The following is a 16,665-nucleotide window of genomic DNA, read 5'->3' on the forward strand; positions in this document are numbered from 1 at the left end:
CGAGCTATTTGAGGAATTATCTGGGCTGGCGAAGGATGTTGGAGCGTTATGGGCAGGCAGTGGATATCCCGCATTGCTTGCATGAGGCGCTGGGGCGCCCCATGCAACACGTAATTGGGACATAGCCATAAAAAAGAGGCCATCCCGCCGGGATGGCCCTGAATACCTGAACGTTGGGATAACAATCACACACATATCCTTATGCAGGACAGAGTTGCTTTTGCAGCTTGCGTGCCAGACTCCGCTTTTCCCCTAAAAATTCTCCACGCACCCCACTATTTTTTCTCGCCCATAAAAAAAGCCACCCTAAGGTGGCTGAAAAGATGACGGAACTTTCATAGAGCAAAGCATTCAGCGGGAACAGGTTGCTTCCCGTCACCCAAGGAGGAATACATGAATCGTGCCAACTTGGCAGAATCACCTTCCTCCGACCTGTGCCATGGGCAAACCACGACAGCACAGGCCCATGATGATAGACTCCCGCGGTTTCACATTTATGAAGAGTCGACCCCATGCCCTGGATACAAATTCGAATCAACGCCACCGCCAAGACCGCGGACAAGGTGAGCAACATGCTGCTGGGGCGTGGAGCCCAGGCCGTGACCTTTATGGATGCCCAGGATGTGCCCGTCTACGAGCCCCTGCCCGGTGAGACGCCGCTCTGGGGCGAGACCGAGGTGATGGGGCTGTTCGACGCCGAAACCGATCCGGCGCCCACCATCGCCTTCTTCCAGCAGATCTTCGGCGAAGACGTGGGCTACAAGGTCGAGCAGCTGGAAGACAAGGACTGGGTGCGCGAGTGGATGGATCACTTCCACCCCATGCAGTTCGGCGAACGGCTCTGGATCTGCCCGAGCTGGCGCGATGTGCCCAACCCGGACGCGGTCAACGTCATGCTGGATCCGGGCCTGGCGTTCGGCACCGGCACCCACCCCACCACGGCGCTCTGCCTGCAGTGGCTGGACGGGCTGGATCTGGCCGGCAAGACGGTGGTCGACTTCGGTTGCGGCTCCGGCATCCTCGGCATCGCCGCCCTGAAACTGGGCGCGGCCCGGGTCATCGGCATCGACATCGATCCCCAAGCCATCCAGGCCAGCCATGACAACGCCGAGCGCAACGGCGTCGCCGGCCAGATCGAGCTCTACCTGCCGGCGGATCAGCCTCAAGGAGTGGAGGCGGACGTCGTTGTGGCCAACATCCTGGCCGGCCCGCTGCGGGAGCTGGCGCCGCTCATCGCCGGCCACGGCAAGCCCGGCAGCCTGATGGCCCTGTCCGGCGTGCTGGAGAGCCAGGCCCCCGAGCTGGAGACCATCTATGGTCAGTGGTTCGACATGGACCCGACTGCCGTCAAAGAGGAGTGGTGCCGCCTGTCAGGTCGCAAACACGGCTGATCATCGGCACGGCAGTTGCCGGCACAGCGGTCGTAAACACGACTGGTCATCAGCGCGGCCAAGCGCCATATCGAACAACAAGGGCACCCCAGGGTGCCCTTGTTGTTTCTCACACTGTTTTTCACTCCTTTCCGAACCGTCCCCTATCTCCTTCACCGACATGCCAGCACTGGGCGCAGCTTCACTCTTCTTGCTGCCGTCTGGGGGTAAAATGGCTCTCCCCCCGATGGGCCTGCGAGGGCGCATCCACCAACCACCACGACCATAGAGATCACCATGAGCAACTATCAGAAGATGATCAGCAACCAGCCCTACAACTGCATGGCCCCCGAACTGGATGAGATACGCCGGGAGACGGCCCGCCTCTATCGCCGTTTCAACAAGGCCGATGAGGAGGAAGAACAGCAGATCCTGCTGCAAGCGCTGGTGGGCGAGCTGGCGGAAGGGGCCTTCATCTGCCCGCCGTTCTACTGCACCTATGGTCGCCATGTCAGCCTGGGCACCGGCACCTACGTCAACATGGGGGCGACCTTCCTGGATAACGCGCCGATCCGCATCGGGGCCAACGTCATGATAGGGCCGAACGTGCAGATCTATACCGCCGCCCACGCCCTGGAGGCCGACGCACGCATCCAAGGGGTGGAGACTGCGCTGCCGGTCACCATAGAGGACAGGGTCTGGATAGGGGGCGGCGCCATCCTGCTGCCCGGCGTCACCATAGGGCGGGACGCCATCGTCGGCGCAGGCTCGGTCGTGACCAAGGACGTACCGGCCGGCGCCCGGGTGGTGGGCAATCCGGCCCGCATCCTGCCCGCCAAGGCAACCATGCCAGTGACCTAGATGAACAGGCCAAAAACCGCCCATAAAAATAAAGCCCAATGTCATGAGCCACATTGGACTGTAAAAAGGGGCTGCCGGATGCCAGGGACACAGGTCAAAAAACGCCCATAAAAATAAAGCCCAATGTCATCAAGACGTTGGGCTGTAAAAAGGTGCTACGGAATTGCGACTCTCATCGCAGAATATTAGAAGGGGTCACCTTCTAAACTGGCAAAGGAATAATAACGGGGCGCAAACGTTTTACGTAGCGTAATCGACCAGGATTGAGAACAGCCTCTCACTATTCAAAAAATTCCCCACCAGCCCCTTTCTCCCCCTTGGCAAGTTCGCATTTTTCAGTACAGCCTGATGAGAATATCACCAAAGACAAAAAGCCCTGATAAATCAGGGCTTTTTGTCATAAATCGGGTATTTTAGAAGCGCCGGATAAATTCGTTCAGGGGCAATTCACGCAACTTGCGCGCCTCCAGCATGGGGGTGCCCAGGTAGAGGAAGCCCACCAGCTGATCCTCCTCGGCCAGCCCCAGCCCGGCGTTGATATGCTCGTCGAAGATAAACCAGCCGGAGCGCCAGATGCCGTTGAAGCCCTGGGCCTGGGCCGCCATCTGCATCGCCATCAGGGCGCAACCGGCGGAGAGCTCCTGCTCCAGCTTGGGCACCTTGAAGTGGGCCTGATAGCGGGTCGCCACGGCCACCAGCAGCGGAGCCCGCAGCGGGGCGCCGCGGCTCTTCTCGATGCTCTCCTCGTCTTCGCCACGGGCACGGGCCGCCTCGGCCAGCAAATCCCCAAGGCGCTCCCGTCCCTCCCCCTCAAACAGGATGAACTGCCAGGGTGTCAGGGTGCCGTGATCCGGTGCCCGCAGCCCCGCCTTGAGGATGTTGTCGAGCACCTCACCGCTGGGGGCCGGGGTGGTCAGGCGACCACAGGAGTGACGGTTCAGTAACAGGTTGAGGGCATCCATGGGCGACTCCGTGTGTCAGGCAAGAAAGCGGGGCTATGATGGCGCTACCCTAGCACAGCCAGGGGACGTCGCAAAGGCACCCCGAGAGGGCCGGTTAGAAAGAATAAACCCCTGACTGGCAGGGGTTTATCACCATATCCGTTGCATTTTTGGTCAAATGACAGCAGCCAGCTCTGCCCCCTGGCGGATGGCCCGCTTCGCGTCCAGCTCGGCGGCCACGTCGGCGCCGCCGATGATGTGCACCGGCTTGCCCGCCGCCTGCAGCCCGGCTTGCAGCTCCCGCAGGGGCTCCTGGCCGGCGCAGATGATCACCTGATCCACCGGCAAACATTGCTGGGTCTCTCCCACCATGATGTGCAGCCCTTCGTCGTCGATGCGCAGGTATTGCACACCGCTGAGCATCTGCACCTTGCGGTTCTTGAGCACGGTGCGGTGGATCCAGCCGGTGGTCTTGCCCAGCCCGTCCCCCACCTTGCTCTCCTTGCGTTGCAGCAGCCAGATCTGGCGCTCGGGGGCGTCTATCTCGGGCTTGATCAGGCCGCCGCGCTCGCCGAGGTGCTTGTCGATGCCCCACTCCTTGAGCCAGTGGTCACGGTGCTGATCGGCATCGCCCTCTACTGTCTTGTCCACCAGATACTCCGCCACGTCGAAACCGATGCCACCGGCACCGATCACCGCCACCTTCTGGCCCACCGGCTTGTGATCCCGCAGCACATCGAGGTAGTTCAACACCTTGGGATGCTCGATGCCCGGAATATTGGGGGTACGCGGGCGGATACCGGTGGCGAGGATCACCTCGTCGAAGCCGCCGCCGAGCAGGCTCTCGGCGCTCTGGCGCTGGCCGAGGTAGAGCTCGACGCCACACTTCTCCAGCCGTCTGGCGAAGTAGCGCAGGGTCTCGTGGAACTCCTCCTTGCCCGGGATCTGCTTGGCGAAGTTGAACTGGCCGCCTATGGTCGGTGCCTGATCGAACAGGCTCACCTGATGGCCGCGCTCGGCGGCGTAGCAGGCGAACGCCAGACCCGCCGGACCCGCCCCCACCACCGCCAGCTTCTTGGGCTGGGGCACCCGACCGAAATTGAGCTCGGTCTCGAAGCAGGCGCGGGGATTGACCAGGCAGGAGGCGCGTTTCTGCTTGAACACGTGATCGAGGCAGGCCTGGTTGCAGGCGATGCAGGTGTTGATCTCGTCCGCCCTGTCCTCGGCCGCCTTGATGACGAACTCGGGGTCGGCCAGGAAGGGCCGCGCCATGGAGACCATATCCGCTTCCCCCTGTGCCAATATGCGCTCGGCCACCTCGGGGGTATTGATGCGGTTGGTGGTGATGAGCGGCACGGTGAGGTGTTTTTTCAGCTCAGCCGTGACCCAGCTGAAGGCGCCGCGCGGCACGCTGGTGGCGATGGTGGGGATGCGCGCCTCGTGCCAGCCGATGCCGGTGTTGATGAGACTGACGCCGGCCAGCTCCAGCGCCTTGCCAAGAGCGATAACCTCCTCCAGAGAGGATCCCTTCTCCACCAGATCCAGCATGGAGAGACGGAAGATGATGATGAAATCGGTGCCGACCCGCTCACGGATGGCGCGCACTATCTCGAGCGGGAAGCGCATCCGATTGTCGGCACTGCCGCCCCAGCCATCGGTGCGCTGGTTGGTGCGCTCGCAGATGAACTGGTTGATGAGATAGCCTTCCGAGCCCATCACCTCGACCCCGTCATAGCCGGCGGCCTTGGCCAGCGCGGCCGTGGTGGCGAAGTCGCGGATGGTGCCGCGGATCTGGCGCTCGCTCATGGCGCGCGGCTTGAACGGGGAGATGGGAGCCTTGAGGGCGCTCGGCGCCAGGCTGAACGGATGATAGGCGTAGCGGCCGGCGTGAAGGATCTGCAGCGCTATCTTGCCCCCCTCCTGATGCACGGCACCAGTCACCTTCTTGTGCTTGGCGACCTGCCAGGGGAAGCTAAGCTGCGAGCCGTGAGGCACCAGACGCCCGCGCAGGTTGGGGGCTATGCCGCCGGTGACGATGAGGCCGACGCCGCCCCGGGCGCGCTCGGCATAGAAGGCGGCCAGCTTGTCGAAGCCCCCCTTCTCCTCTTCGAGACCGGTATGCATGGAGCCCATCAGCACGCGGTTGCGCAACTGGGTGAAACCGAGATCGAGGGGGGCCAGCAGGTTCGGGTAGCGGCTCATGATGCGGCTCCTTGCAAGACAGGGGCGCAGGGGATCGCGAGCACGCTGCGACGCGAGGGGGCACAAGCTGGCTCAAGGGGGATCGGCAACGTCGGGTAGCGGCTCACAGGGCCTCCAGTTAATTTTTTGTTATCAAACTGAGGCTAGAGTAAAGAATCGAAATTTCTTTTTCAAACAAATGTTTGGACATTTTTTCGGCGAACAGCCGTGTTCCGAAGAGAGGGTAGCGGATCGCACTGGCGATCGAACCCAGGCGGAAATGGCAATTGACACTCCATCTGGTTAATAATGGCGTTTCTCTACCCATTAACAGGGCGATAACGCGGCTATGTCTATTTTCAAAGGTCTGGGGTGGCTGTTTCGCAGCCTCTGGCGTCTGCTCAACTTCACCCGGCTGATGCTGGTCAATCTGCTGTTTCTCATCATAGTGCTGGCCATCGTCTTCACCTTCGGCCAGAAAGAGGCGCCAAGCACCCCCATCGAAGGGGCCCTCACCCTCAACCTCTCCGGCGTACTGGTGGAACAGCGCACCCAAACCGACCCGAGCGTGCAACTGCTGCGGCAGGTGGACAGCAGCGACGATCAGCCGAGCGAGATCCTGATGTCCGATCTGCTGTGGGCCATCAAGAGCGCCAAGGATGACGATCGCATCAAGGCGCTGGTGCTCAAGCCCCAGGGGCTGCAAGGCACCAGCCTCTCCAAGCTGCAGGAGGTGGCGGCCGCCATCGACCAGTTCAAGGAGAGCGGCAAGCCGGTCATCGCCATGGCCGACTATTACGCGCAAGGCCCATATCTGCTGGCCGCCCACGCCGATCACGTGCTGCTCAACCAGAGCGGCGCCGTGCTGATCGAGGGGCTCGGCGTCTACCAGACCTACTTCAAGTCGGCGCTGGAGAAGCTCAACGTCACCCCCCACGTGTTCAAGGTCGGCACCTACAAGTCCTTCGTCGAGCCCTATACCCGGGATGAGATGTCGCCGGAGAGCAAGGAGGCGAACCAGCGCTGGCTGGATCAGCTGTGGCAGTCCTATGTGAATGACGTGGCCGAAGAGCGGGAAATCGAGCCCGATGCCGTCGCACCGACCAAGGATCGCTTCCTCGAGCTGCTGCGCAAGGCCGGTGGCAATGCCGCCAGCTACGCCCTCGACAACGGCCTGGTGGACGAGCTGGCCACCCGCGACGAGATGACCCAGGCGGTCATCAAGGAGGTCGGAGAAGACAAGGATAACGGCTGGAAAGGGGTGGGCCTGAAGGAGTATCTGGCCGCCATTCCCGAGCAATATCCCCAGAACGGCAAGGATGAGGTGGGCCTCATCGTCGCCAGTGGTGCCATCATGGACGGCATCCAGCCGGCTGGCACCATAGGCGGTGACAGCCTCGCCGATCTGCTGGCCGAGGCTCGCCGCGACGACCAGGTCAAGGCCCTGGTGCTGCGGGTCGACAGCCCGGGTGGCAGCGCCTTCGCCGCCGAGCAGATCCGCGCCGAGTTGCTGGCCCTGAAACAGGCGGGCAAGCCGGTGGTCATCTCCATGGGCAGCTACGCCGCCTCCGGGGGTTACTGGATCTCCGCCGATGCGGACAAGATCTTCGCCTCCCCCACCACCCTCACCGGCTCCATCGGGGTGTTCGGCATGTTCGCCACCATCGACAAGGCGCTCTCCCAGTACGGGGTCCATACCGATGGGGTCGGCACCACCGACTTCGTCGGTGTCGGCCTGACCCGGGCCCTGCCGGAGCACGTCGGTCAGGCCATTCAGCTCAGCGTGGAAGACACTTATCAGCGCTTCGTCGGTCTGGTGAGCAAGGGCCGCGGCCTGAGCCCGGAAGAGGCGGAGAAAGCCGCCGAAGGCCGGGTCTGGACGGGCCAGGACGCCAAGGCGCTGGGACTGGTTGACGAGTTCGGCAATCTGGACGACGCCCTTCAGGCAGCCGCCGATCTCGCCAACCTCAAGAGCTGGCAGGTCACCCCCATCGAGCAGGAAGAGTCGGCAAGGGACAAGTTCCTGCGCGAGTTGTTCGACAGCAGCGCCCGCGCGCTGGCTCCCCATCTGCAGAGCTGGCTGCCCGCAGGCGTTGGCAAGGCGCTGGTCGAGGTGAACAAGGGGCTGGATCCGCTGATCCGCTTCAACGACCCGCAAGGCACCTACGCCTTCTGCCCGGTCTGCCTCCCTTGACAGGACACTGGAGAATAAAAAAACCGCCATCCGGCGGTTTTTTTATTGGGGCGGCTCCTGGCTCAGGCCAGCAACCCGGCATCAAACCAGTGTTGCAGCTCGGCCAGCACCCGGGTCTCGCGCACCGTCCACTGCGGGCAAGGACCGGCCAGCTGGGTCTTGTTGGTCTGCAGCGCCTCGTCCAGTGCAAACCAGCCGGGGGTAAAGCCGAGCCGTATCTCATAGGGCTGGGGGCGCGGCTCGCTCCAGGCCTCGCCCAGCTGGCAGAGGTAGTAGAAGGAGTGAATGCAGTAGGCGTCGTAGGCCGCCTCCCGGGCGGCGCGAAACTCCCGCGTCTCGCCAAGCAGGGCCCCCACCGCCAGCAGCTCGGCACCGCACTCCTCCCGCAGCTCCCGGGCCAGCGCCTTGCCGTGACACTCCCCCGCCTCTATGCCACCGCCCGGGAACATGAGATCCCCGTTGACGCGGGAATGCACCATCAGCAACTCGTCACCGCGCAGCACCACGGCCCTGACTGTGATGCGCTCGAGCACCCGCCCGTCGCACATCACCTGACCGTGGAGGAGGCGAATATCGAAGGGGTGGGCCCATTGGGTATCTGGCTGAACAGGGATCATCAGGATAGGTATGCCCCGCGCGTGGGTTGAATGATGAGGGTGGTCGCCGTGAAAGCCTGGTCATGGTGCCCGTCGGCCTGGTAACAAGCCTCGCCCGCCATGGCCACCATCAACTAGCAAATCGGCTACATATCCATTACAATGCGCGCTCCATATAAGGCCGCGATCGCAGAATAATATAACGAAATATACAGCCCTACACTGATCTGCTTTCGACGAATTTCTATTTTTCCAGCAATTTGCCCAACAACGTGAAATAAAGGATCTGGTTAATGACCCACGAGCACTACTTGCAGGCGTGGCAGGAGAGCCAGGCGCTCGCCGAAGCCATGCAACCCTTGATAGGCCGCCTCTACCGCCAGCAAGGGATAGAGATCACCCTCTTCGGACGCCCCCTGCAAAACGCCTCCACCATCGACATCCTCAAGGCCCATCGGGTCGTTCGCCGCCATCAGGGCAATGTGCTGCCCATCCAGCAAAGCTTCCCCCTGCTGTGCGCCATAGTCGCGCTGAACCCGACCGCCGCCGAGGTGGATCTCGGCAAGCTGACCGTCGGCTACTGGCAGGCCCATCAGGACGAGGCGGGCATCGAGGACTACCTGAGCGCCAAGCTGGCGCCTGCCCTGAACCAGGGCGCCGTGCCTGCTCCCACCGATGTGGTGCTGTACGGCTTCGGCCGCATCGGCCGCCTGCTGGCGCGCCTGCTGATCGAGCGCACCGGTGCCGCCAACTCCCTGCGCCTGCGTGCCATCGTCGTGCGCGGCGGCCGCGAGGGGGATCTGGAGAAGCGCGCCAGCCTGCTGCGCCGCGACTCGGTGCACGGTCCCTTCAACGGCTCCATCGAGGTGGATGTGGAACGCAGCGCCATCATCGCCAATGGCACCTTCATCCAGGTGATCTATGCAAACAGCCCGGCCGACATCGACTACACCGCCTATGGCATCGACAATGCGCTGATCGTCGATAACACCGGGGTCTGGCGCGACGAGGCGGGTCTCAGTGAGCACCTCAAGGCGCGCGGCGCCGCCCGGGTGCTGCTGACCGCCCCCGGCAAGGGGGAGATGAAGAACGTGGTGTTCGGGGTCAACCACGAGGTGATAGGTCCCGATGACAAGATCATCTCTGCCGCCTCCTGCACCACCAACGCCATCACCCCCGTGCTCAAGGTGATGCAGGACAGGTACGGCATCCGCCACGGTCACGTGGAGACGGTGCACTCCTACACCAACGATCAGAACCTGATCGACAACTATCACAAGGGTGAGCGCCGCGGTCGCAGCGCCGCCCTCAACATGGTGATGACCAGCACAGGCGCCGCCAAGGCGGTGGCCAAGGCGCTGCCCGAGCTCAAGGGCAAGCTGACCGGCAACGCCATCCGGGTGCCAACCCCCAATGTGTCCCTGGCCATCATCAACCTGAGCCTGGAGCAGGCCACCGACCGGGACAGTCTCAACGCCTATCTGCAGCAGATGTCGCTGAGCTCGGCCCTGCATCGCCAGATCGATTTCAGCGCCAGCACCGAGCTGGTCTCCTCCGACATGGTGGGTTCCCGCTTCGCGGGCATAGTGGACTCCCAGGCCACCATCGCCGAGGAAGATCACTGCGTGCTGTACGTGTGGTATGACAACGAATTCGGGTACAGTTGTCAGGTAGTGCGGGTGATGGAGCAGATGGCCGGCGTAGTCCGCCAGGATCTACCGGCATAGTCCGCCAGGATCTGCCCCCCTGATCCCCTCATGGCTCAATTTTCAAGGAGAGGCCGGATGTCATTTCAGCAAGTCATAGGGCAGATGCCCAAGGAAGTGTACGAGCGGCTCAAGACCGCGGTCGAGCTCGGCAAGTGGCCGGACGGCCAGCCCCTCACCGAGGAGCAGAAGGCCACCTCCCTGCAGGCCGTGATGGCCTGGCAGGCGATGCACCTTGCCGATCCCGAGCACATGAACATAGGCCGCGATGGCGAGATCGTGATGAAGAGCAAGAGCGAGCTCAAGCGTCAGTATCGCGACGAGGAAGAGATAGTCCGCATCGAGATCAGCCACTGAACCTTGCTGCGAGCCCAGGCTCGCACGCCATAGCAGAGAGGGGAGCCATGATGGCTCCCCTCTTTTTTCCTCTCCCCCTCATGGTGAGGAGGCCAGAAGCTGTTCACGACCTGTCGCGAGAAGCCGTCAGCAAGGTGAAGAGCAGCGCAGGAACCGGAGTGTATACGCATACATGAGGATTCCGAGCAGCACATGAGCCTTGATCACGGCTTCGCAGTAAGATCGTGGACAGTTTCTCAGGGCGTCAGCTCGCCGCGCAGGGATTGCTGCATCAGCTCGCGGATACGCGGCGCCGGCAAGTCCTGGCTCAGCAGGAAGTGCAGCTTGGTCAGCGCCGCCTCGGCGGTCATGTCGAAGCCCGAGATGACCCCGGCCCGGGAGAGCGCGTTGCCGGTGGCATAGCCCCCCATGTTGACCTTGCCGTGCAGGCACTGGCTCAGGTTGACGATGATGACGCCCCGGGCCGAGGCCTCGGACAAGAGCGCCAGCATGGCCGGGTTCTGCGGCGCATTGCCCACCCCGAAGGAGAGCAGGATCAGCGCCCGCACCGGTTGCTGCAAGATGTTGGCGATCACCTCCGCCGAGATGCCGGGATAGAGGGTCACCACGCCGATGGGCTGGGGGGTGATGTCGTGCAGCACCAGCGGACGCTCGGACGGCACGCCCAGCTCCCCCGCTTCCAGGGAGATGGCGATGCCGGCATTGAGCAGCGGCGGGTAGTTCGGCGAATCGAAGGCATGGAAGCCGTCCGCGTGCACCTTCTTGCTGCGGTTGCCGCGATAGAGCTGATTGTTGAAGAACAGCGTCACCTCGTGGATCGGGTAGTTGGCGGCGATATAGAGCGCATTGAGCAGATTCTGCTGACCGTCCGAGCGCAGCTCGGCGAGCGGGATCTGGGAGCCGGTGATGATGACCGGCTTGTGCAGATCTTCCAGCATGAAGGAGAGCGCCGAGGCGGTGAACGACATGGTGTCGGTGCCGTGCAGGATCACGAAGCCGTCGTATTTCTCGTAGTTGTCACGAATGTCCTCGGCGATGCGCTGCCAGTCCGCCGGGGTCATGTCGGAGGAGTCGATGAGGGGAGCATATTCGTGAATGTGGTAGGACGGCATCTCGGGCCGGTGGAATTCGGGCATCCGCGCCAGGCAATCTTCCATGAAGCCCGCCATCGGCACATAGCCGTGATCGGAACGCTGCATCCCTATGGTACCGCCTGTGTAGGCGATGTAGATCGACTTCTTCACACCCTCTCCTCTCTATGGGCTGGAAACCGGCAAATCATATAGGGATCACCCGATTTCTTCACTTCCTATTCCTCTCCCAGACGGGAAAGCGGCGAGTCGTCACCCGCTGGCAAAGCGGCCGTTTCGCATCATGTCGCTCGCCTCGCTATGAGCCGGCAACGGGCGAATGAGGCAGTGAGCAACCAACCTCGTCATCGCCCATTTGTCGATGGCATCTAAGCCGTCTGGCCATCAAAGTCGACGCCCAAAAAGGAGCGTCGCCGGCAGGTTTTTTAGGGCCGGATCCGGCTTTCTTAAAAAGTGATAAATATCACAACAATGTTAAAAAACAACCATTAATCTGACAAATATGGATGGAGTTGGTATTTTTTGCTACTATCCGGCGGATTTTGATTAAATCACCTCTGGATGCCTGATGGAATCAGGCTCGTATAAACCCCATATCCACATGGGGTGGGGCCTGTCGCCCCTCCTGAAATTGGCGTCTTAGCCACACTGTTTTTCATCCCGGCTGAATCTGTGCGTCTTCATCAGCGAAGACACAGCCAATCAACATGGGAGTACCGAATGATACAACTTGATTCCTACGCCACTCTGGTCGCCGCCACTCTGGTGCTGCTGCTCGGCCGATCCCTGGTCAACCGGATCAACGTACTGCGCACTTTCAGCATCCCCAAACCGGTGGCAGGGGGCCTGCTGGTCGCCCTGGTGCTGGTGCTGCTACGTGCCAGCATGGACGTGGAACTGCGCTTCGATACCGCATTCCAGACGCCGCTGATGCTGGCCTTCTTCGCCTCCATCGGTCTTTCTGCCGATCTGGGCAGCCTCAAACGGGGCGGCAAGGCGGTATTCACCTTCCTGCTGGTGGTGACCGGCCTGCTGCTGATGCAGAACGTGCTGGGGGTGGGTCTGGCCACCCTGCTCGGCCTGGATCCGCTGATGGGACTGCTGGCCGGCTCCATTACCCTCTCCGGCGGCCACGGCACAGGCGCGGCCTGGGGCGCCATCTTCAGTGAAAAGTACGGCCTGCAATCCGCCACCGAACTGGCCATGGCCTGTGCCACCTTCGGTCTGGTGCTGGGTGGCCTGATCGGCGGCCCCGTCGCGCGTCACCTGGTGAAGAAGGTGCAGGTGCCCGGCGCCGAGCACAACCAGGACGAAGCCCCCCAGGGCTTCGAGATGCCGGAGATGGAACGCCCCATCACCACCTACAGCCTGATCGAGACGGTGGCGCTGATCGCCATCTGCCTGAAGGGAGGCGAGCTGCTCTCCCTTTACCTCAAGGGCAGCGTCTTCGAGCTGCCGGCCTTCGTCTGCGTGCTGTTCACCGGCGTCTTGCTGCGCAACATGCTGGCCCTGCTCAAGTGGCACGAGGTGAGCGATCGGGAAGTCTCCTTGCTCGGCAACGTCAGCCTGTCGCTGTTCCTCGCCATGGCCCTGATGAGCCTGAAGCTGTGGGATCTGGCGAGCCTGGCCCTGCCCATCTTCATCCTGCTGGCCGTCCAGACCATAGCGATGGCGCTCTATGCCAGCTTCGTCACCTTCAAGGTCATGGGCAGCAACTACGATGCGGCCGTGCTGGCGGCGGGCCACTGCGGCTTCGGTCTCGGGGCTACCCCGACCGCCATTGCCAACATGCAGGCCATCACCCAGCGCTTCGGCCCGTCCCACATGGCGTTCCTGGTGGTGCCCATGGTCGGTGCCTTCTTCATCGACATCATCAACGCCATGGTGATCAAGCTGTTCCTGGCGATGCCCTTCCTGTAACGCGCCGCGCCAGACCCCATATGACAGAGCCCACCTTTTGGTGGGCTCTTTGCTTGCTGGCTCCCACCGGCACGGCCCCCATGATGCAGCCCACGCCAGCGACAGCCAGGGGGCGCCCGGGGCATTGGCCAGATGGTGGACAACAAAAAACCCCGCACTCTGGTACGGGGCTTTTGCATGAGGCGCCGGGGTGGCGCCGCTTCCTGAGCCTCCCTTACAGGATAAAGGTCGAGACCTGCTGGTTCAGATTGGTGGCACGGCCCTTGAGGCCCTGCGCCTGATCCAGGTCCCGCATGGCGGCGGCGGTGATCTCGTCACTCACATCCTTGATGGCGGTGGTGTTCTGGGTGATCTCGCCGGTCACCTGGGTCTGCTCCTCGGCGGCGGTGGCGATCTGACCCGCCATGTCGGAGATGAGCGAGACCGCCTGGGTGATCTCCTCCAGCGCGGCGGCGGCGGCATCGGCGTCCTTCACGCTGTTGTCCGCCAGCCCCTGGCTGGTCTGCATCAGGCTCACCGCACGGGCCGTGGTCTGCTGCAGCGTCTCTATGGTCGCCTGGATCTCCTGGGTGGAGTCCTGAGTACGACGGGACAGTACCCGCACCTCGTCCGCCACCACCGCGAAGCCACGACCCTGTTCACCGGCACGGGCCGCCTCGATGGCCGCGTTCAGCGCCAGCAGGTTGGTCTGCTCGGCGATGCCCTGGATGGTGGAGAGGATGCCGGAGATGGCCTGGGCATGGCGGCTCAGCTCGCCGATGACGCCGGTGGCCTGACCCACTTCCTCCGCCAGGCTGTTGATGGACTGACGGGTCTGGTTGACCAGCATCTTGCCCTGCTCGCTGCTCTGGGCGGATTGCTGGGCGGCGGCGGCGGTGTTCTCGGCGTTGCCGGCGATCTCCATGGTGGCGCTCGCCATCTCGGTGACCGCGGTGGCGACCATGGTCACCTCCTGTTGCTGGCGCTGCAACTCTTCGACCGCGGCCTGGTTGGTCACCAGACTGCGCTCCGCATCGGCGTTCAGCTCGTTCGCGAGCTGGCGGATGTTGCCGATCAGCTGATGCTGGCTGCCGACGAAGCGGTTGAAGCTGTTGGCCAGCTGACCCACCTCGTCGTTGGCGTCGATCTTGATGCGCTGGGTCAGATCGCCGTTACCGTCGGCGATGCGGGCCAGAGCCTGGGAAACCTTGCCGAGCGGGCCGAGCAGCAGGCTGACCAGCCAAGAGATGGCGAGGATGCTGCCCACCAGCACCAGCAGGGCCAGGCCAAGCTGGGTCATCAGCAGGGAGGAGAGCGGCGCCTCCAGGGTGGCCTTGTCCAGCACCAGCACCAGCTCCCAGTCGGTGTCCGGGATGTCCACCGCCCACAGCAGCTTGTCGCGGCCCTCGTTGTCGAAGTAGGCCGGCACCAGGCTCTGGCTCGCCTTGCTCTGCTCGATCAGGCCGTTGGTCAGATCGTTGTCGATCTCGGTGGCTGGCTTCATCGCCTTGGCCGCGTCCTTGTACGCGATGACGGTGCCATCCTTGTGCATCATGATGGCCATGCCGTCGGCGGGCAGTTTCATCCGGGTGACATCTTCCACCAGGGAGGCGATGGAGAGATCGCCGCCGACCACCCCGCCCTGCGCGGGCTGGGCCAGGGTCACCACCATGATGTTGTAGGCCACGTCCAGATAGGGCTTGGTCACTATCAGGCCGCCCTTGCCCATGGCCTCCTGATACCAGCCGCGGGAGCGGGGATCGTAACCGTCACGGTTGATGGAGGGATCGGAGTCGTTCATCTTGCCACTGCCCTCACCGAAATAGGTGAGCTGGAAGCGGCCGGACACCTGGGCCTGTTGCAGCGCGTTGAGGGGCTCGGGGCTGGCCTTGTTGCCCAGCGCCTGGATCACGTCACGACGGGCGGAGAGCCAGTCGCTGATCCGTTCCGCCTGCTGGCTGCCGAGGCGTTGCACCTGCTCCTGGCTGCCTTGCAGCAGCAGGGACTTCTGACTGCTGTAGCTCTGCCAGGAGAGCAGCAGGATCACCAGCGACAGGGCGATCACCACAGACAACAGTATCTTCTGCTTGAGTGATAGATTGTTCATCGTATGTTCTTCTTTTGGGTCAGGAACAGGATTGCTCGGAAAGTGCGTGGCACTGTGCGTTGTTAACGGCCGGGCGGTGCCAAACTGAAGCGGGGAGTGGGGCAATCGACGATATTTTCCTCGCAAAGGGGAAAATGACGGCAGAAATTGATCACAGTAGGCGACCCGAGCCAGCCAACCCTGTTTATTCCTTCCGCAATTGGCTAGAATATCCCGTTTTTAAATCACATCGACCCCGAGAGTTTTCACGATGTTTGAAGTCAATCCTGTATTAAACAAGCTTAAGGAGCTGTCTGAGAGGACCGAGCTGCTTAGGGGGTACCTTTGACTATGACGCCAAGAAAGAGCGTCTAGAAGAGGTCAATGCCGAGCTGGAACAGCCGGATGTCTGGAATGAGCCAGAGCGCGCACAGGCGCTGGGCAAAGAGCGCGTGTCGCTCGAAAACGTGGTCAGCACCATAGATACCCTGACCCAGGGTGTCGATGATGTGGAGATGCTGGTGAGCCTGGCTGTCGAAGGGGAAGATGAAGAGACCTTCAACGAAGCCGTGGTCGAGGCCGACGGTCTCGAAGCCAAGCTGGTGGATCTCGAATTCCGCCGCATGTTCTCCGGCCAGCACGACGGTTCCGACTGCTACATCGATATCCAGTCAGGTTCCGGCGGCACCGAGGCCCAGGACTGGGCCAACATGGTGCTGCGCATGTACCTGCGCTGGGGCGATGCCCACGGCTACAAGCCGGAGCTGATCGAGCTGTCTGACGGCGACGTGGCCGGCATCAAGTCCGCCACCGTCAAGTTCACCGGCGAGTATGCGTTCGGCTGGCTGCGCACCGAGACCGGCGTGCACCGCCTGGTCCGTAAATCACCGTTTGACTCGGGTGGCCGTCGTCATACCTCGTTCTGCTCGGTGTTCGTCTACCCCGAGATCGACGATGACATCGAGATCGACATCAACCCGGCCGATCTGCGCATCGACGTCTACCGTGCCTCCGGCGCCGGTGGTCAGCACGTCAACCGGACCGAGTCCGCGGTGCGTATCACCCACATCCCGACCGGGGTGGTGGTGCAGTGCCAGAACGACCGTTCCCAGCACAAGAACAAAGATCAGTGTATGAAGCAGCTGAAGGCCAAGCTCTACGAGCTGGAAATTCAGAAGCAGAACGCTGAGAAGCAAGCCCTCGAAGAGACCAAGTCCGATATCGGCTGGGGCAGTCAGATCCGCTCTTACGTGCTCGATGATGCCCGTATCAAGGATCTGCGCACCGGCGTCGAGACCCGTAATACCCAATCGGTACTCGACGGCGACTTGGACAAGTTTATCGAAGCCAGCCTGAAATCAGGCCTGTAAACAGAGCAGCAGG

Annotated in this window: 12 protein-coding genes and 1 pseudogene; 8 read left to right on the top strand and 5 right to left on the bottom strand. The window is 62.3% G+C overall.

Annotated features, from left to right (window positions below):
• From MM194_RS15950 to MM194_RS15960, 3 genes and pseudogenes are all read left to right on the top strand, one after another.
• Positions 1 to 125: pseudogene (locus MM194_RS15950) on the top strand (IS1595 family transposase); the annotation flags it as partial.
• Positions 126 to 512: 387 nt separating this feature from the next.
• Positions 513 to 1,391 (top strand): 50S ribosomal protein L11 methyltransferase, encoded by an 879-nt coding sequence (prmA, locus tag MM194_RS15955; protein WP_033132409.1) that lies wholly within the window; start codon positions 513 to 515, stop codon positions 1,389 to 1,391.
• 276 nt (positions 1,392 to 1,667) lie between these two features.
• Positions 1,668 to 2,231, top strand: a complete 564-nt coding sequence (locus MM194_RS15960; RefSeq protein WP_241344102.1) for a sugar O-acetyltransferase — start codon at positions 1,668 to 1,670, stop codon at positions 2,229 to 2,231.
• 413 nt (positions 2,232 to 2,644) lie between these two features.
• On the opposite strand, the gene MM194_RS15965 is transcribed toward MM194_RS15960, so the two are convergent.
• A complete protein-coding gene (locus MM194_RS15965; RefSeq protein WP_241344103.1) occupies positions 2,645 to 3,193 on the bottom strand; it encodes an NAD(P)H nitroreductase in 549 nt (182 codons plus the stop codon).
• Positions 3,194 to 3,346: 153 nt separating this feature from the next.
• Positions 3,347 to 5,374 carry an NADPH-dependent 2,4-dienoyl-CoA reductase gene (locus MM194_RS15970; RefSeq protein WP_241344104.1) on the bottom strand — a complete coding sequence of 676 codons (2,028 nt, stop codon included), beginning with the start codon at positions 5,372 to 5,374 and terminating at the stop codon, positions 3,347 to 3,349.
• 328 nt (positions 5,375 to 5,702) lie between these two features.
• On the opposite strand from MM194_RS15970, the gene sppA reads away from it, so the two are divergent.
• Complete coding sequence (gene sppA / locus MM194_RS15975) at positions 5,703 to 7,547, top strand: signal peptide peptidase SppA (RefSeq protein ID WP_241344105.1); 1,845 nt, start codon at positions 5,703 to 5,705, stop codon at positions 7,545 to 7,547.
• A gap of 62 nt (positions 7,548 to 7,609) precedes the next feature.
• On the opposite strand, the gene MM194_RS15980 is transcribed toward sppA, so the two are convergent.
• A complete protein-coding gene (locus tag MM194_RS15980) occupies positions 7,610 to 8,164 on the bottom strand; it encodes an NUDIX domain-containing protein (RefSeq protein WP_033132414.1) in 555 nt (184 codons plus the stop codon).
• Between the two features lie 272 nt (positions 8,165 to 8,436).
• Here MM194_RS15980 and MM194_RS15985 point away from each other — a divergent pair, with 272 nt between their 5' ends.
• Together MM194_RS15985 and MM194_RS15990 are read left to right on the top strand one after the other, a co-directional pair.
• On the top strand, positions 8,437 to 9,870 hold the full coding sequence (locus MM194_RS15985) for a glyceraldehyde-3-phosphate dehydrogenase (RefSeq protein ID WP_241344106.1): 1,434 nt from the start codon (positions 8,437 to 8,439) through the stop codon (positions 9,868 to 9,870).
• 57 nt (positions 9,871 to 9,927) lie between these two features.
• The gene (locus MM194_RS15990; RefSeq protein WP_218329586.1) at positions 9,928 to 10,206 is read left to right on the top strand and encodes a DUF1315 family protein; all 279 of its coding nucleotides are present in this window, start codon (positions 9,928 to 9,930) and stop codon (positions 10,204 to 10,206) included.
• A gap of 236 nt (positions 10,207 to 10,442) precedes the next feature.
• Here the strand turns inward: MM194_RS15990 and ansA are convergent, their stop codons facing one another.
• Positions 10,443 to 11,450 (bottom strand): asparaginase, encoded by a 1,008-nt coding sequence (gene ansA, locus MM194_RS15995; protein WP_241344107.1) that lies wholly within the window; start codon positions 11,448 to 11,450, stop codon positions 10,443 to 10,445.
• 567 nt (positions 11,451 to 12,017) lie between these two features.
• Between ansA and gltS the strand changes: the two genes are divergently transcribed.
• Positions 12,018 to 13,217 carry a sodium/glutamate symporter gene (gltS, locus tag MM194_RS16000; RefSeq protein ID WP_241344108.1) on the top strand — a complete coding sequence of 400 codons (1,200 nt, stop codon included), beginning with the start codon at positions 12,018 to 12,020 and terminating at the stop codon, positions 13,215 to 13,217.
• A gap of 214 nt (positions 13,218 to 13,431) precedes the next feature.
• On the opposite strand, the gene MM194_RS16005 is transcribed toward gltS, so the two are convergent.
• Positions 13,432 to 15,303, bottom strand: a complete 1,872-nt coding sequence (locus MM194_RS16005) for a methyl-accepting chemotaxis protein (RefSeq protein WP_241344109.1) — start codon at positions 15,301 to 15,303, stop codon at positions 13,432 to 13,434.
• A gap of 250 nt (positions 15,304 to 15,553) precedes the next feature.
• Between MM194_RS16005 and prfB the strand changes: the two genes are divergently transcribed.
• A protein-coding gene (gene prfB / locus MM194_RS16010; protein WP_152599390.1) for a peptide chain release factor 2 occupies positions 15,554 to 16,652 on the top strand; the annotation gives its coding sequence in 2 pieces (ribosomal slippage) (positions 15,554 to 15,628 and positions 15,630 to 16,652; 1,098 coding nt in all).
• Positions 16,653 to 16,665 lie beyond the last annotated feature (13 nt).

Origin of the sequence: Aeromonas sp. MR16, from assembly GCF_022549315.1 — a bacterium.
Taxonomy (GTDB): domain Bacteria; phylum Pseudomonadota; class Gammaproteobacteria; order Enterobacterales; family Aeromonadaceae; genus Aeromonas; species Aeromonas aquatica.

What these genes read in the sequence shown, in the direction of transcription:
- MM194_RS15970 (WP_241344104.1), bottom strand. Translation starts at nt 5,374, where the DNA reads ATGAGCCGCTACCCGAACCTGCTGGCCCCCCTCGATCTCGGTTTCACC.
- sppA (WP_241344105.1), top strand. Translation starts at nt 5,703, where the DNA reads ATGTCTATTTTCAAAGGTCTGGGGTGGCTGTTTCGCAGCCTCTGGCGT.
- prmA (WP_033132409.1), top strand. Translation starts at nt 513, where the DNA reads ATGCCCTGGATACAAATTCGAATCAACGCCACCGCCAAGACCGCGGAC.
- MM194_RS15990 (WP_218329586.1), top strand. Translation starts at nt 9,928, where the DNA reads ATGTCATTTCAGCAAGTCATAGGGCAGATGCCCAAGGAAGTGTACGAG.
- MM194_RS16005 (WP_241344109.1), bottom strand. Translation starts at nt 15,303, where the DNA reads ATGAACAATCTATCACTCAAGCAGAAGATACTGTTGTCTGTGGTGATC.
- MM194_RS15980 (WP_033132414.1), bottom strand. Translation starts at nt 8,164, where the DNA reads ATGATCCCTGTTCAGCCAGATACCCAATGGGCCCACCCCTTCGATATT.
- MM194_RS15965 (WP_241344103.1), bottom strand. Translation starts at nt 3,193, where the DNA reads ATGGATGCCCTCAACCTGTTACTGAACCGTCACTCCTGTGGTCGCCTG.
- MM194_RS15960 (WP_241344102.1), top strand. Translation starts at nt 1,668, where the DNA reads ATGAGCAACTATCAGAAGATGATCAGCAACCAGCCCTACAACTGCATG.
- MM194_RS15985 (WP_241344106.1), top strand. Translation starts at nt 8,437, where the DNA reads ATGACCCACGAGCACTACTTGCAGGCGTGGCAGGAGAGCCAGGCGCTC.
- gltS (WP_241344108.1), top strand. Translation starts at nt 12,018, where the DNA reads ATGATACAACTTGATTCCTACGCCACTCTGGTCGCCGCCACTCTGGTG.